Source organism: Peristeroidobacter soli, from assembly GCF_004138485.1.
Classification (GTDB): Bacteria; Pseudomonadota; Gammaproteobacteria; order Steroidobacterales; family Steroidobacteraceae; genus Steroidobacter; species Steroidobacter soli.
The window spans coordinates 1-13,840 of the sequence record NZ_RYEV01000006.1 but is presented as its reverse complement, the minus strand read 5'-3'; the positions used below and the strand labels follow the sequence as shown (position 1 = coordinate 13,840).

General features: G+C 57.0%; 11 protein-coding genes. 4 read left to right on the top strand and 7 right to left on the bottom strand.

The genetic code is table 11. From position 1 onward, the window contains the following. Positions 1–22: 22 nt before the first annotated feature. The 4 genes from EKO19_RS26600 to EKO19_RS26585 all read right to left on the bottom strand — a co-directional run bounded on the left by EKO19_RS26600 (position 23) and on the right by EKO19_RS26585 (position 5,029). Positions 23–1,954: a hypothetical protein gene (locus EKO19_RS26600; RefSeq protein WP_129780365.1), complete on the bottom strand. Its 1,932-nt coding sequence runs from the start codon at positions 1,952–1,954 to the stop codon at positions 23–25. A 1-nt stretch (position 1,955) separates the two neighbouring features. After that, positions 1,956–2,744: a PP2C family serine/threonine-protein phosphatase gene (locus EKO19_RS26595; protein ID WP_129780363.1), complete on the bottom strand. Its 789-nt coding sequence runs from the start codon at positions 2,742–2,744 to the stop codon at positions 1,956–1,958. Next, positions 2,745–3,431: a vWA domain-containing protein gene (locus EKO19_RS26590; protein WP_129780361.1), complete on the bottom strand. Its 687-nt coding sequence runs from the start codon at positions 3,429–3,431 to the stop codon at positions 2,745–2,747. It lies immediately after the preceding gene. A gap of 372 nt (positions 3,432–3,803) precedes the next feature. Further along, positions 3,804–5,029, bottom strand: a protein-coding gene (locus EKO19_RS26585; protein WP_246038987.1) for an IS3 family transposase whose coding sequence is annotated in 2 segments (ribosomal slippage) — positions 3,804–4,693 and positions 4,693–5,029 — 1,227 coding nt in all. Because the reading frame shifts where the segments join, the coding sequence is not laid out codon by codon here. Positions 5,030–5,179: 150 nt separating this feature from the next. Here EKO19_RS26585 and EKO19_RS26580 point away from each other — a divergent pair. From EKO19_RS26580 to EKO19_RS26565, 4 genes are all read left to right on the top strand, one after another. Further along, positions 5,180–5,983 carry a hypothetical protein gene (locus EKO19_RS26580; RefSeq protein ID WP_129780359.1) on the top strand — a complete coding sequence of 268 codons (804 nt, stop codon included), beginning with the start codon at positions 5,180–5,182 and terminating at the stop codon, positions 5,981–5,983. An 855-nt stretch (positions 5,984–6,838) separates the two neighbouring features. Beyond that, a complete protein-coding gene (locus EKO19_RS26575; protein ID WP_129780357.1) occupies positions 6,839–8,155 on the top strand; it encodes a tyrosine-type recombinase/integrase in 1,317 nt (438 codons plus the stop codon). A gap of 280 nt (positions 8,156–8,435) precedes the next feature. After that, positions 8,436–9,254, top strand: coding sequence for a hypothetical protein (locus EKO19_RS26570; protein WP_129780355.1), 819 nt, complete (start codon positions 8,436–8,438; stop codon positions 9,252–9,254). A gap of 282 nt (positions 9,255–9,536) precedes the next feature. Next, positions 9,537–10,559 (top strand): DUF4365 domain-containing protein, encoded by a 1,023-nt coding sequence (locus EKO19_RS26565; RefSeq protein ID WP_129780353.1) that lies wholly within the window; start codon positions 9,537–9,539, stop codon positions 10,557–10,559. A gap of 283 nt (positions 10,560–10,842) precedes the next feature. Here EKO19_RS26565 and EKO19_RS38940 read toward each other — a convergent pair whose 3' ends face one another. The 3 genes from EKO19_RS38940 to EKO19_RS38935 form a co-directional block, all read right to left on the bottom strand. Continuing rightward, positions 10,843–12,723, bottom strand: coding sequence for a DUF4209 domain-containing protein (locus EKO19_RS38940; protein ID WP_217705617.1), 1,881 nt, complete (start codon positions 12,721–12,723; stop codon positions 10,843–10,845). Positions 12,724–12,771: 48 nt separating this feature from the next. Then, entirely contained in the window at positions 12,772–13,467 is a 696-nt protein-coding gene (locus EKO19_RS26555) for a helix-turn-helix domain-containing protein (protein ID WP_129780948.1), read from the bottom strand. 145 nt (positions 13,468–13,612) lie between these two features. After that, positions 13,613–13,840, bottom strand: a 228-nt coding sequence (locus tag EKO19_RS38935) for a hypothetical protein (protein ID WP_217705616.1), incomplete at its 5' end; no start/stop codon positions are given.

Below are 13,840 nucleotides of genomic sequence, written 5' to 3'. Positions count from 1 at the left end.
CTTGATCGCGAGTTCGTTGCCGCTAGTCCTCAAGGTGTCTGAAATCCGCATCCGCCTGCGCGTATGCGGCGGCAATCGGTTCGGCAGCCCTTATCAATTGATCCCGCCTGTGCTTGAGTTCTTGGTGCACGCGCTGAAGTTCTTGTGCGCCTTGCAGCAGCGCACGCTCTAGTTGAACGCGCTGCTGCGTGAGCTTCCGCTCCAGTTCGTGAATATCACGTGGATCCACTGCCGAATTCGGATCGAACTTAAACCGCGCCTCAACAGAGCGTTTCCAATCATCCAATCGCCGGAACAACGCAGGCCCGAAACCAGGAACGTTGAGAACAGCAGACTGAACGATATCGGCCGCTGTTTCGATATTGTAACTCTCTAGCATGGCTCGCTTCGCGGGCCCAATTCCAGGAATTTTTGCTTTCTCGATCTCGTAGCGCTCAAGAAACCGGCGCCGTGCATGCCGATCACGCTCGGAGATGAGCGCCTTCATCTGGCGATCACGTACCGCAGGAAGGTTCACCAATTCCGCGCGCGCCGTTTCGAGCTGTTTCAATCGGTGAGCAAATCCCTCCGGCCCCGTCTCGCTGCGGAGGCGAGTTTCCAATTGCGACAACGCATTCCCTAACTCTTGGCGCTTCCTACGGAATACAGCGATTTCATCAGTCGCTTCAGCCCAAGAGCCAATCGCAATCCAAAACCCCAGCGCTACCAACAGCCACAAAACTGTGAGATCAGGCACAACCCCACTCGCGATGAGCCCTGCCACTATCACCGCAATGCGCCACATCTTGCGGCCTCGGCGGGCTGATTGAAGGGCCCTGGCTTGCGGACTCGGCGTCGCGGTCGGCAACACGATCTCCGGTACCGCCCCCGGCACGGGAATCTGGCTGATACGTGACCAAACGACCGCCAGATTGAACTGACTGTCTGGCAAGATCGTGCCCATTGGCGCAAGAAAGAGCAGCGTGCCGGAGGATGATTCGATGGCACACCACGGGCAGCTCCCGACTGAAGCTACAAAGTAGTGCCCAGGATGCTGAGCGCACCGCGCCGCACTGCTTTCAAGTGTTTGCAGTCGTGCAACCCACTCGCGCGCAGCGGGTCGAGAGCCGCTGTGCGGAGCCTGCTGAGAGAAGGCGCGTTCCCAAAGATCCGCGATATCACTACCGGCGGCGAGCGCTGCGGGCGTAAACGGAGGCGGCTCCATCAGGAGTGAGCGTGCGTTGCGCCCGTAGGCATAACGATGTTCGGTGATGGCCTTCTCAATGGGCATCTCGCCACGGCCACCGTAACGTCCAGCGAACGGATGCCGGCCTACCATTAGCAGATAGAACACCAACACCGCCAACCCAAAATTATCGTGGTTGGCGGTGCGCATCAGTCCCTTGAACGGTCGGCCTTGAAGCTCCGGTGGCGTGAAATTCTCCACGCCCACCTCGCAGAAATAGGTGCGCCCATCGGCGCGCACCTGGAAACTGTCACAGTCGATCAGCTTCACCGTCATGTCCGAGCGAACTCGAATGCCGCCGTGATTCACATCGCCGATGATGCAATCCGACTCATGTAGGACGGCAAAGACGCGAGCGACATTCGTTGCGGCTCGAATAAGATGGCGCCAATTCGCCTCGGGAAACTCAGTGCGGCGACTCTTCGGGCCGTACAAGGCATGTATGTCCTTGTAGCCGTCGACCTTCGGCATCAAAAGGCCATGCACGCTACCATCGTGTCCCTGCAACACATCGACCGGCCACGCCGTTAGAGCGAGCAAATTTGGCTTGGCTAGCCTCGTCATCACTCGAAGCTTTTCGGCTTTCTCCGATGAGGGGGCGGAGTGATAGACCTTTGCAACCAGATCGGGGTGACCTGCTACCTCAAAGACTGATCCTTCGCCCCCTCGCCCCAGTTCGCGTCCGAGCGCAACGCGCCCGTTTGATCCCTTTAGCGATAACGCAGCCATCTCAAAGCGTCTTGATGCGGGAGGCTAGCAAGAGCGTCTTGTCGTCATCGGTGCGGGCGCATACCGCCTCCGAGGCTAAGTAGGCTGCAAGCTTCCGTGACAGCGGGTCGTCAAATCCACCCTGTGCTAGGGCCCTCACCGGCGGAATCATCTGGTTGAACCAGGGTGAATGGACCGTGTTAGTTGCATACTGCAACACCAGCGACTCAATACCATCGGTAAACACGGCGAGTTCGTGGATGGGATTCGCGACCAGCTCGAATTCGAACTTCTCGAGCGATTCAGGCTCGGTGATAAAGCTCGTGGTGTTGATGTACTCGCCGTGCTGCGGCCAGAAAATATAACACCACTCCTCCGGCCCCTCGCGCACAACCATCGCCCCATCTCCGACCTGGACAAACACCGCATGAGTCGGAGAGAGGATCCCAGCGAGCAACGTGCAGGCATAGTCTCGCAAGCGTTCCCCGTCGGTGGTCGCACGCGCGTTCAGGGCAGCAACGACGTTATCTAACCACTCTCGCGCCTGCAGGCGATCGAGTGCTTCGATGCGATGGCCTTCTGCAATGTAGAGTTCAAGATTCGAGGCGAACTCTCGACACGCAAGATCCGCTCCGATCTCAGAGAACTTGGCGCTTCCCGCACCGTCGCACGCCACCAGAAGAACGATCTCCCCCTGTTCCTGGCTCTGAAACAGAGTGCACTTGAATGCATCCTGGCAGGGCGAGCCTGTTTTCGCGTGTGAAGTGCCGATACTGCTCGCGCCCGCAATACGCCACGCTTGCAGTTCCATTTACACAGTCGCCCATCCCGTTGGTGAAGCGGGATTCTCAACCGCCACTTCTTCGTTCCCCACCTGGGAGCGGGACTTTGCGCTTAGTGAGTTGGACAGCCAACTGAATAGTTCGCGGAACTGCAAGCCCTTTAACATTAGCGGCGAACGCTCAGGGCCGGCGATCTGCTTGAGGATGTCCATGTTCGCGCCCTGAACGCCGACCGCGAAGAACTGAAACTTCTTCTCTTTCTGTCCCTGTCGCAACGAGGCGGCCGCCTCTTGCCACGCGTCTGTTGGCGCACCGTCGGTGATCAGGAAGATCCACGGCCGGTAGTAGGCAATGCCGAACTGCCTGCACTCACTTTTGCGCTGCTCTACCATCGAGATCGCTTGAGTAATAGCGGCGCCCATCGGGGTATCCCCGCTTGCTACAAGCGTTGGTGGTACAAAGGCATCCGGTGTTGTAAAGGAATGAAGGATCTGCACCGGGCCGAAACCCACGATGCCAACTTCCACTCGCTTAGCCGCCATCTCATCCGTCAACAGCTCCCGCTTGAACTGGGCAAGTCCCTCGTTCAACTCTTCTATCGGGCGGCCCTGCATCGACCCCGATGTATCGAGCACAAGCACGCAGGGGCATCGATTCTCCGGATTGTCGATGAAGCCTGTGGCAACAAAGGGGACTTGTTCAAGATCCGTTGTCATATTGTCTTCTCCAATAAAGTGCGTCTGGGTAGCTACCCGTTACGCACCTCGCCGCTGATGTTTGTTATGTCGACTGGACGGCGCATTCACCGACGGTCGCTTTGTAAACGCATCATACGCCCGCACATACGCAGTCACGCAACCCTGCTCTGCAACGTTCGCCGTACTCGTAAGAGAGATCGACACCGCATAGAACCGCCAATCTTCCATAAGCCGCGATCCGTCAGTCCTTGGCCCGCGGCGCAGGTCACGTCACCAGCGTAGATCAAGCTCCTTCCTCCGGCGGACTGCTTCAACAGCCATCCGGCGAGCCGTATTCGATGAAGCATTGGCGGTCACAAGACGCTTGATGACCGACTGGAGTTGCCCCTATCAGACCGGACAGGCTGCGGGTTGATGATAGCTGCGGATGAACTCACGAGGTGACTTCATTCGCAGTCCCCGATGGGGATGGTTCTCGTTGTAATCTTCGAACCATCCTGCAATTTGCGATAACACTGACTCCGCGGTCGTAAGCTCGCTCACGCGGACGTAGTCGCGCTTGAAAGTTTTTACGAACGCCTCGGCCATCCCGTTCGACTGCGGGCTACGCGGCGGTGTGAAGCACGGCACCAAGCCTAGCCGAATGGCGAACTCGACGGTTTCGTGCGCTCGGTAGCAGCTGCCATTGTCCGATAGCCATTGGACCGGATGTGGCGTCGCTGTCGACTTAAAGCGCTGCTCCACGCTTTGGAGCATCAGATCTCGGATCATCTCGCCACTGATGGCGCCGTTGCCGGCGCACCAGCTGATCACCTCGCGATCGCAGGTGTCCAGCGAGAACGCCACGTGCACGGCCTGATCCGAGCAAGGGATCTGGAAGCCATCAGAGGTCCACCGGGCATTAGGATGGATCGTGCGAATGATGCCGTCGTGAGCACGATCTGGCGGCCGCCCCGTGTAGCGCTGAAGCAGCAGTCCATGCCGTGACATCAGCCGATAGATCCGTTTGTGATTGACTTTGGCGAGCCCCGCCGTTTTGCGTGCCCGATTCAGCAGCGCGGTGATGCGCCGATAGCCATAAGTCGGCCGCTCATCTACCAACGCTCGCAGCTCCACGAGCAAGTCATCATCTTCGGGCTTGTGGTAGCTCGAGCGTGACTTGCCAGGTTCTTTCAGCCGCTGGCTCAGCTGTGACCGGGACACGCCCAGGGCCTCGGCGACACGCCTCACGGCGTATCGTCCTCGGGCAACGACGGCAGCCGCGAGATGAGTTTTTTTTCGTGGGCGATCTTCACCGCCTCACGCAAAATCTCGTTCTCCAAAGTCTTCTTACCCAGGACTCGCTGCAGCTCGCGGATCTGCTTCTGCAGCGCCACGACCTCGGCTTTGGCAACGACTTCATCGTCGGCACGTACCGCCTCCTTGCCACCCTCGCTCATGCGCCGCCTCCAGTTAAAGATCAGACTGGGAGCAATACCATGGCGGCGGGCCACATAGGAAATCGACATGCCTGGCTGGGCGGCTTCCTGCAACACGGCCATCTTCTGTTCGACCGAATACCGACGCCGGCGTTGGACGCCGCTCAACACCTCAACACGATCACTACTGTAAGACATAGGCGTATAACTAGGCTTACGCCTAGCTCCTAAATCACGCAACTATGTCCGGTCGAAATGGGGGCTGCTCCACCGACCACGCATGCACTTGACGAACTTATGCCGTTGGTGCTCTCGTTTTGGAGAAATGGAAGCCAGTTCGATTCAAATATGAAAGTTGACCTTAGCGAAGCCTTCTTGCAGGCATTTGGTCGGCACTTTGTGACCTTGTCCTGCATGTACACTCCCCCCAACTCTATGGAGGAGGTTGCCAAGCTCTTCTCCGGGTTCGTCATCGCGATTGATGATGTTTGGTTCTACGTGACAGCAGGCCATGTGCCACGTGCCGTTCAAGCAGGGATGGAGGCAGGCGGGCAGTTTGACGTGTGGAGACTGGGAGACCAGGCAGCACGGGGACCATTTAGTCACGGGATTCCATTTGACTTCGATTTCGACCAATGGATTGTCCTGGACGAGCAAGCGATCGGCTTGGACTACGCAGCACTACCGCTACGCAATCTCTTTCGCGAAGCCTTAGAGCGCGGCAAAGTCGTGCCGCTAACGAAGAATGCCTGGGGCGATCATGTAACGGAACACGATCAATGGGTGCTGGTCGGCGTTCCAGCCGAGAGCGTGGCGCATGATGGCGATTCGATTCTCACCGCACGAGTAGTGGGTGTTGCGCTCACGACGACCGATCCCCCGGATGGTGCTGATGCCAAAGCAGAGAACCAGTTCTACGCTCGCCTTACTGACGCGTCGGACAAGGTCCTAAAGAACGTTGAGGGAATGAGCGGCGGACCGATTTTCGCTACGAAGAAGGACGAGGATGACATCAAATACACCGTCATTGGTATACAGAGCGCTTGGTACAAAAGCGACCGTATCATCGCCGCCTGCCCCTTCTCCTCCCTAGCACTTGGTCTCGAGGAGGCGGTCACACAGGCGAGGAATGAGCATCCAAGTACGGCTTGACTCGGTGCGGCCAATTCCGCGCGATTACAGCTCCAGACTGTCTTAGTAGTCTACGAAGAGGGCGATTCTTTTTTCGTAAGCTCTGCTTTCCGTTGAAGGCATTATTCAGGAGGCGAATTGCATGGACACTAAAGGTTACCGCAACAATGAGCTTCAGCACTTAACGTGGGTGAGAGATCTCCTGGCGAAGGACAGAAACATAGGAAGTGATTGGGAGAAAGTAACAATCGAACACGGCGGTTTCGTCTACTCCGCCGAACTTCGTCGCGACGAGACGGGCGCCATCCAAATGCGAGGGCAGACGGAGAAACCCCGCTAGGAGCACTTCTTCACCCGCCTATTCTCGTGAATCCAATCAAGAGGACCTAGGCGTTGGTTCGCGTCGCGGACAGCACTTGTAAGACTGATCTATGTTTCGAGAAGCCGTTCCCACATCCAAGCGAGCCACGTCAAATCGCCCGTCACCCGACTGGCAAACGTGCGCTCTTTAGAACTGAAAGATGGCGGGCGGGATGGCGGAACGAATCTCCGCCGAACCCAATAGCTGCCGGTAGACTTCGACCTCGTAAGTGCCCGCGCTGCATAGAATTCCGCCGAGGCTCACTTAAGTATTGAGCGAAGAGAGTTCGGCGGAAGGTGGCGGAGAGGGAGTGAGAGATGGCGGAGAGGAAGGCCGAAAACCGACTCTAGCTTCTCGTCCATAATCGTCCACTGAAGTCTACGGAGGGCTGATTGATCTGAGCCAAGCCCCTGATCCCGCTCGGAATACGGTGCGCGCGAGTTCCATATTGGACCTTCAAGCGCTGCCGCGTTCCGATGTTTTATGGCGGACAGGGATGGCGGAAGGAGTCAATCATGCCGAAACGAGCTCGGGAACTGTCCGCTCGTACTGTAGCGTCTTTGCGCGGTGACGGTCGATATGCCGTCGGCGTAGTGCCGGGCCTGTACTTGCGAATCGAAGGCGCGTCTCGGACCTGGGTGCTGCGGGTCAAGCGCAACGGCAAACGCCCGGAGCGAGGCCTTGGAAGCTATCCCACTGTCTCATTAGCAGCAGCTCGAGAAGTGGCCTGGGCTCTGCGCAAGACGGGCCCACAGCCTGCGCCAGCCCATGCGGCGGTTCTACCTGCCGCGCCAACCTCCCCTGCTTTGATGGAGCCCGATCCGCTCCAGGCAGAGACAAGCCCGAAGGCACCGGCCAACGCAGCCGGCCCCATCACCTTCGAATGGTGCGCACGAACCTACATCGCGGCCCAGGAGGCCGGCTGGAAGTCCAAGAAGCACTCGAAGCAATGGATGTCCACCTTGAAAGACTATGCATTCCCCGTGATCGGTCCGGTACATCCACGCGATATCACTCTTGAGCATACGCTGCGAATCCTCAAGCCCATCTGGACCACCAAGACCGAGACAGCGACCCGCGTTCGAGGACGCGTCGAAGCCATCCTGGATTGGGCCACGCACCGGAAGCATCGAACTGGCAACAATCCCGCTGGCTGGAAGGGCAATCTGCAGTTTGAGTTGCCTTCGCCGACCAAGCTCAAGAAACGAAAGAAACGCCACCATCCCGCCCTGCCTTACCTGCGCATCGGTATTTTCGTGGCCGATCTCCGATCGCGCCGGAACGTATCCAGGCAAGCGCTCGAATGGGGAATCTTAACCACCGCACGTTCTCAAGAAATCCGCGGCGCTCGCCACACCGAGATCAACGTACAGCTGAAGCGATGGACCATCCCCAAAGAGCGAATGAAGCTCGAGAAGGATCACATCGTCCCGCTATCGGATGCTGCGATCAAACTATATGAGAGCCTGCCACGCAGGCCATCCTGTGACCTACTATTCCAGGCCGCCGAGGGCGGTGAACTATCTGACGCCGCACTGTGCGCGGTCATCGACGATATGCACGACGCCGACTTAAAGCGTGGAGGTATCGGCTATCTCGACCCAGTGCAGAACAGAGTCGCGACCCAACATGGATTTCGCTCGACGTTCCGCGATTGGGCTGCGGAAGTTGCATACTTCCCAAAGGAAGTTATCGAGCATGCCCTCGCCCATAAACTCAAGGACGAGGCTGAGGCTGCCTATCAGCGAGGCACCTTGCTCGTGAAGCGCGCGACGCTGATGGAGCAATGGGCGGTGTTCTGCAATAAACTCACAGCGCAGTTGTCACACTAAATTTCCGATTCAGCAAAGTACTATAGGCGGCCGGAACCTGGTCGCGCTTTTCTGCGCGACCAGTGTTTGGATAGCCGCATCAGTGACGCGTGAGTTGCAGGTCCAACTCTTTTCTCTTTCTTGCCCCTGCTCCTTGGCTAAGTCACTTGTAGGCGAAGCCGAGCGGCGCCCCTATCGCAACCGCCACTAGAAGCCGCCAATCCGAAGCGGCGCAGCGGATCGAGAATTGCTCAGCTGTGGGATACTTATTGGCAAAGGGGGGAGAGGAACACTTCGGCTAATGAATACCTTTGCCGCTCGCGCTACAACCAAGACTTTCGGGCCGGTTGGTGAGTGCATCTACTGCGGCTCCATGCACGATCTAACCGATGAGCATATCATTCCATACGGGCTGCATGGCGACATGGTCTTGCCTCGGGCCAGTTGCCGCATCTGCGCGACCATCACGTCGAAATTCGAATTGAAAGTCCTGCGCGGACCGCTTCAATGGGTGCGAAGCGGTTTGGAGTTGAAGTCTCGCACTCCAAGAAAGGGGAGACCGACCTCACTACCGCTTGGGGTAACACGCGATGGTGCAACGACAATAGAGAGCGTACCCATTGGGGACAACTTGCATACGGTCATACTGCCTATCTATGGCCAACCAGGCTTCTTATTGGAGGCGGAAACAGCGCCTGGGATCATCACGAAAGCGATGTACACAGGACATTACAATCACTCACCGGACGAGGTCCGAGCGAACCTGCGCGCGGAGGCGATCTCGCTGCAGCTTTACTATCCAGCAGTCGAATTTGCGCGGATGGTTGCGAAGATCGCGTATGCATACGCGGTTGGGGTAGCGGGGATCGAGGTCGTCCGCGGCGCAAGACCGGTCAGCGCAATATTGGGGAAAGCAAATAATATCGGGGCATGGGTTGGCACTGTCAACGAAGCTGTCCAGCCGCTGCCGTCGTCAGCACTCCACACCGTAAGCCTACTCCGCGATCAAGGCCATATAGCCGCGACGGTCTGCTTGTTTTCAGAAATGCCCGCCCCGTTGTATCTGGTGCTGCTAAAAGGCGCCGGTGATGCATGCCGGCATGCCGCCGTCTTCCCGTAAATAATCGTGCCCCACCTCCAAAGGATGAGGAATGATGGCAAGCCAGAGGGCGCTTTTTAGCGAGAAAGGAGACACTTTTCACTTTACTCACACTTTCACGCGGACTGCAGGGACATCACAAATCCCCTCGTCGTGACTATTCCAGTGGAGGCTTTTGAGCGCTCTGGAGTTCTTGCCCCCCGGCGGGAAGTGTTATATGAAGTGCCCCGCCCTCATACGTCCGAGTGACAAACTGCAAAGGTCCGCTGTGCTGAAGGCCATCGTCATATTCGAAGGCATGCGATGAAACGACCACGCCAACACGTAATGGAGGATGCCTCGGGAAGGCTATTCGCAAGCCTGCTGCCTGGAGAATGGATCGTGCGAACGATACCGAAGGACTACGGGGTCGATTACGAAATTGAGCTAGTGGACCAAGGTATCGTTCTGGGTGACCGCATCTGGGTACAGTTGAAGTCGACAGAAAGAACGAAGCGGGTCGTCGCCCGCTGGCCCATCGCCAATCGCTTCCCAGACTTGCGGTCAGACGGAGACGGAAACATTACGGCGGAGTACATTCCGTATTCGTTGGGCATGAAGGAAATCGCCTATGTTCAGCGTTGCCACTTCCCGCTGCTGCTAGTGGTCGTTGATCTGGCAGCCGAGGATGCGTACTGGTTGCCAATCCGAGACGAGGTCGATCTTCATCACAGCGACTTGAATGATCGAGTGCCGCGCCGGAAGAGCGCCACGCTCAGGATTCCTCTCTGGAACTCCCTAACCGAAGAAAGGAAACGCAACTATTCGGGTTTACGGTGGTACGCGTTGGAGCCGGGTCGGATGTACGCTTTCGCAACGTTGCATCATTTCTTTCACGAGTTCCAATACGAAGGTCGGCTGTCGGGCTATTCCATCGGTGATGGACACATAGACGATGGCGCGGAAGTTGAGCTTAAGCGCAGCTTGGCAATAGCACGCGAATACTGTGAAGAAGCGCTGAAACTGGATGTGCTATTCGGCGAAAGGGGTATCGATTTCTTTCGAGCAGACCAGATCCCTGTCGTTAATGCACCCGGCCTCAAGTGGCAGCTAGAACACGGCGCCCGCGCGGCGAAGAAGGCGCTGCATGCGCTTGATAGCAACGAATACACATTCGCCGGCATGTCGATATTGCTAGGGCGGGTGCAGCAGGCGATTAATCTGATGTCTACAGCCGTTTCGGCCTATCAGGGCTTCAAAGGAAGATTCCTGCTAACAGAGCAGACGGTCGTTTGGCACCATTGGAGCGTGCAGAATGGGCGGATTAACCTGCAGCAACAGCGCTAGGCTCACAATCAACCAACCAGCATCATCACCTGACGCGGACTCGCAATTCCGTCAACAGCTACTTAGCTAGCGCCAAGATGCATACTAGGTTAGTCCTTCAACTGCCCGATTACCCAGTTAAGGCCCGCCCGATTCCCCGAGTTGGGAACCACATTGCTTACGATGACCTGGAATCGGTGATCACTTTGGCCGGAATACGTCTCTGGACCGCTAGGTCTGACTCCGATTCATCGCACGCGTATTCACAGATCTATCGAGCATGGCTACCGAATCATGGGTACGATTAAAGCGGAAGATCGATACCCTCTTGGTGCTGATAAATCGGAATGCAGCAAAGATGAAATATCAACCAACAGGCGTAAATGGCATCTGCTGAATGCGCTCCTCCATCCTCCAGCAACCCATGCGCAACCGCGTGCCTGATGCAGGGACCTGGCTGAGACAAGAACACATTATCTATATCCGTCGTAATTGGCGTGCCAAACACCGAATCCAGCTCCGGGCGCATTTGTTCAAAAAGAGACGATATGGTTCGATCCTGCTGAGTCTGCGTGCTGATATCGAACTTCGACACATCATGGCCGTTCTGCCGAAGCACGTGTCGCAGCGAGTTCTCTAGCATAGGTGTCAGAATGTAAACGGCGCTCGTAAAATCCCCCGAGAAGAAGTGCGAGAATCCAATACTGTAAGTGCGAAGGCAGTCCGTCGGAACGAAGGGACTGTGCTGCAATAGCGCGATGAAGATATCTTTACTGAGATAATGTTGGGCAGCAATGTGCTGTCTCACTACTTCGACCTGAGAGCTAACATGAATTTGGCGGCGAAGGCCCTCGGCGCGAGCAATCTGCACCAGCATCTCAGGGGTGACGCCGTCTCCGCCTGTGCCAGCCCCATCAGTTCTGAATACAACCTTCCCGTCACTGTCGTGATGAGACGATGAAATCAATGACGACAGCGGATGCTGTTCGATGCTCTTCTTCGCATCTTCTACAAGTTTCTCAGGGTCGGGCGATCTCTCCATCAGCGCAAAGAAGAACAGCAGACCCTTCAGGTCGAGGTTCTCTATGTTCTTCTTCACCTGCTCGATGATTCTCGTTAAATCCATCGGATGGGAGAAGCTGGACATTTCATCAGAAATTCCTGCCTGGGCATCAATGAGCTTGTGTCGCAGCGCTGTGGTTCTATCGCGCACCTTGGGAACGCCATGCAGCTCGACCAATGCCTGACTGAGGAAATGAGAAGCCAGCATAGGTGACTTTTCAGCGAACTCAGCTTGAGTGACCAAACAATCCGATGCGGCAATCTTGCATCTGTGATGCGCCTGAGCTTCATCAGCACTGTGGTACGCGCGTGCCGCGCGTCGATAGAGGTCAAGGCGTTGCAACGGTTCCGCGGTTTTCGAAGCGAGATCTTCCAGGATTTTTCCGATCCGAGCCGCGTCGGACACGCCAAAGCGAAGGTCCATGCCGTAGAACCAGAGTATAGCGACATGTTTCTGGGCAGCCATGGCGGCGGCTTGAAGGTCGGCGAGGCGTTTCTTGGCGCGAACGGCCTCGTCGCTATCCCAACCGATGCCACGACTAAGCGCTAAGGCGCGGCTCATAAACTCCTGACCGTCGGGACAGAGTGCTCCAGTTACCTCCTGTCCAAGCAAGGTCGTGAATTCGCCCGACTCCAGCAGATCAATCAGATCGATGTAGGTGGCTATGGCAGCACGCGCATGGTGGCTGCGTTTTCGATCGAGCAGCCAGCACACATCGTTAAGACGAGCGCGTACCATGGGATGCTTTACGCGAACCGCCGCCTCCGAGAGCGCATCGAGAGGACTGCCGCGAAAGTCCTCCGGAATGGCCGATCGCCTTCCATCGGCAAACACAGCCATCGCTCCAAACGGCTGCTTCGTGTTGTCAGCTCTCAGGTGCATGCTCATCGCAGCACCAATCATCAAGTAGACTCTTCGCTGTGCCTGCACGGCTTCTTCGTCCTTGGTTGCATCCTCGCTCGAAGCCTCGGAGTAAGCTCGCTGATATGCGTTGTCATATGTCGTTTTCAGACCTGCTATAGGCAGATCGATGTCAGCGTGATTGAGGTCTTCGAGTGTTGCCAATGTCCATGAAGCAGGTTGTGGCGCTGGGTTCTTAGCTTCGCTCTCAGTCGGCGTCATGACGGACTATCCTTAATAATCGGTGGGGATATCACGATTGGATGGGACTCAGAACCCGATGCCAACGGCCTTCGGTGTGGCGAACTGTTCGGGTTCCTTGCCGAGCGGGAACGCAACCACATACAGCGCAGTGACGGGAACCGGCTTGCTGCCCGGCTGATCAGATCTCGACTCCATCTGCAACTTCCGCTCGGCATAGCGCAGTGAGACTCCCTGCGCCTTGAGCGTGTCGATGTGCGACTGCAGTTCGTCGTACACCTCGAACTTCTGAGCCTCGCTGTACAAGTCGGCGCAGTCACGATAGCCGCGAAAGTAATCCACCAGCGCAGCGAACGTCTCAGCCGCATCGCGTGGTAGCTCGAATGCTGGCTCCGACAGATCCATTGAGCTGGTTTCGGCAAGTTTGGCCAACTGCCTGCCCGTGGTTAGTGGCACGGCGGTCAGCGTGACATGCTCACGGTCGAACTTCTCCGCCGCTGTTTTGATCTCTTCTTCGGTCGGTATGTGGAAGGGCTTGTTCAGCGCGTCGATGTGCTCGAACCCGAACGCGCCGGCGAGGGCGCGACGGGTATCAAAACTCGCGGCCCGGCCCTGTTCGACGCGCTGGATCGTGCGTACGTTGAGGCAGGAAATCTCAGCGAGCTGTTCCTGCGACCAATGCCGCGCTTCGCGGAACATCCGGACGCAAATGGCCAATTCATCGGGCGTCAGCAGGCGAGGTTGAGTGTTTTCGGTGGTGCTCATTCGTCGTCGCTCCAGGGTGTTCAATCGACGCCGACAAGTATGGAAAAGCGCGGCAGGAGCCAACACGACAGCCACCTGACACGGGTGAATTGCCGCATCCGGCGCCTGTTTCCCCTAGCGTGTCGAAAGGGGCCCGGCATGTATTTCAATCCAGGAACATACAATGCGCGTGAGCTTCATCGACCGCAGGAAGCTGCCGCCGGTTGCTTGGAAACAGCACTCGCCACGCACCGACGAGCTTGGCCGTGTCACCGACCGGCATAAAGGAGCCGGCCATGATCGGCGTAATGGAGCCAATCTCAGGTGAGGAAAACGGACATCCCAGAGGGGTTAAGAATGTGTGGCTTTGCTGGTGTTGGCAAGGGCTGAGTGT

Excerpts from the sequence above, each read along its gene's own strand:
- EKO19_RS26565 (WP_129780353.1), top strand. The coding sequence starts at position 9,537 with ATGAAACGACCACGCCAACACGTAATGGAGGATGCCTCGGGAAGGCTA.
- EKO19_RS26575 (WP_129780357.1), top strand. The coding sequence starts at position 6,839 with ATGCCGAAACGAGCTCGGGAACTGTCCGCTCGTACTGTAGCGTCTTTG.
- EKO19_RS26595 (WP_129780363.1), bottom strand. The coding sequence starts at position 2,744 with ATGGAACTGCAAGCGTGGCGTATTGCGGGCGCGAGCAGTATCGGCACT.
- EKO19_RS26555 (WP_129780948.1), bottom strand. The coding sequence starts at position 13,467 with ATGAGCACCACCGAAAACACTCAACCTCGCCTGCTGACGCCCGATGAA.
- EKO19_RS26570 (WP_129780355.1), top strand. The coding sequence starts at position 8,436 with ATGAATACCTTTGCCGCTCGCGCTACAACCAAGACTTTCGGGCCGGTT.
- EKO19_RS38940 (WP_217705617.1), bottom strand. The coding sequence starts at position 12,723 with ATGACGCCGACTGAGAGCGAAGCTAAGAACCCAGCGCCACAACCTGCT.
- EKO19_RS26600 (WP_129780365.1), bottom strand. The coding sequence starts at position 1,954 with ATGGCTGCGTTATCGCTAAAGGGATCAAACGGGCGCGTTGCGCTCGGA.
- EKO19_RS26580 (WP_129780359.1), top strand. The coding sequence starts at position 5,180 with ATGAAAGTTGACCTTAGCGAAGCCTTCTTGCAGGCATTTGGTCGGCAC.
- EKO19_RS26590 (WP_129780361.1), bottom strand. The coding sequence starts at position 3,431 with ATGACAACGGATCTTGAACAAGTCCCCTTTGTTGCCACAGGCTTCATC.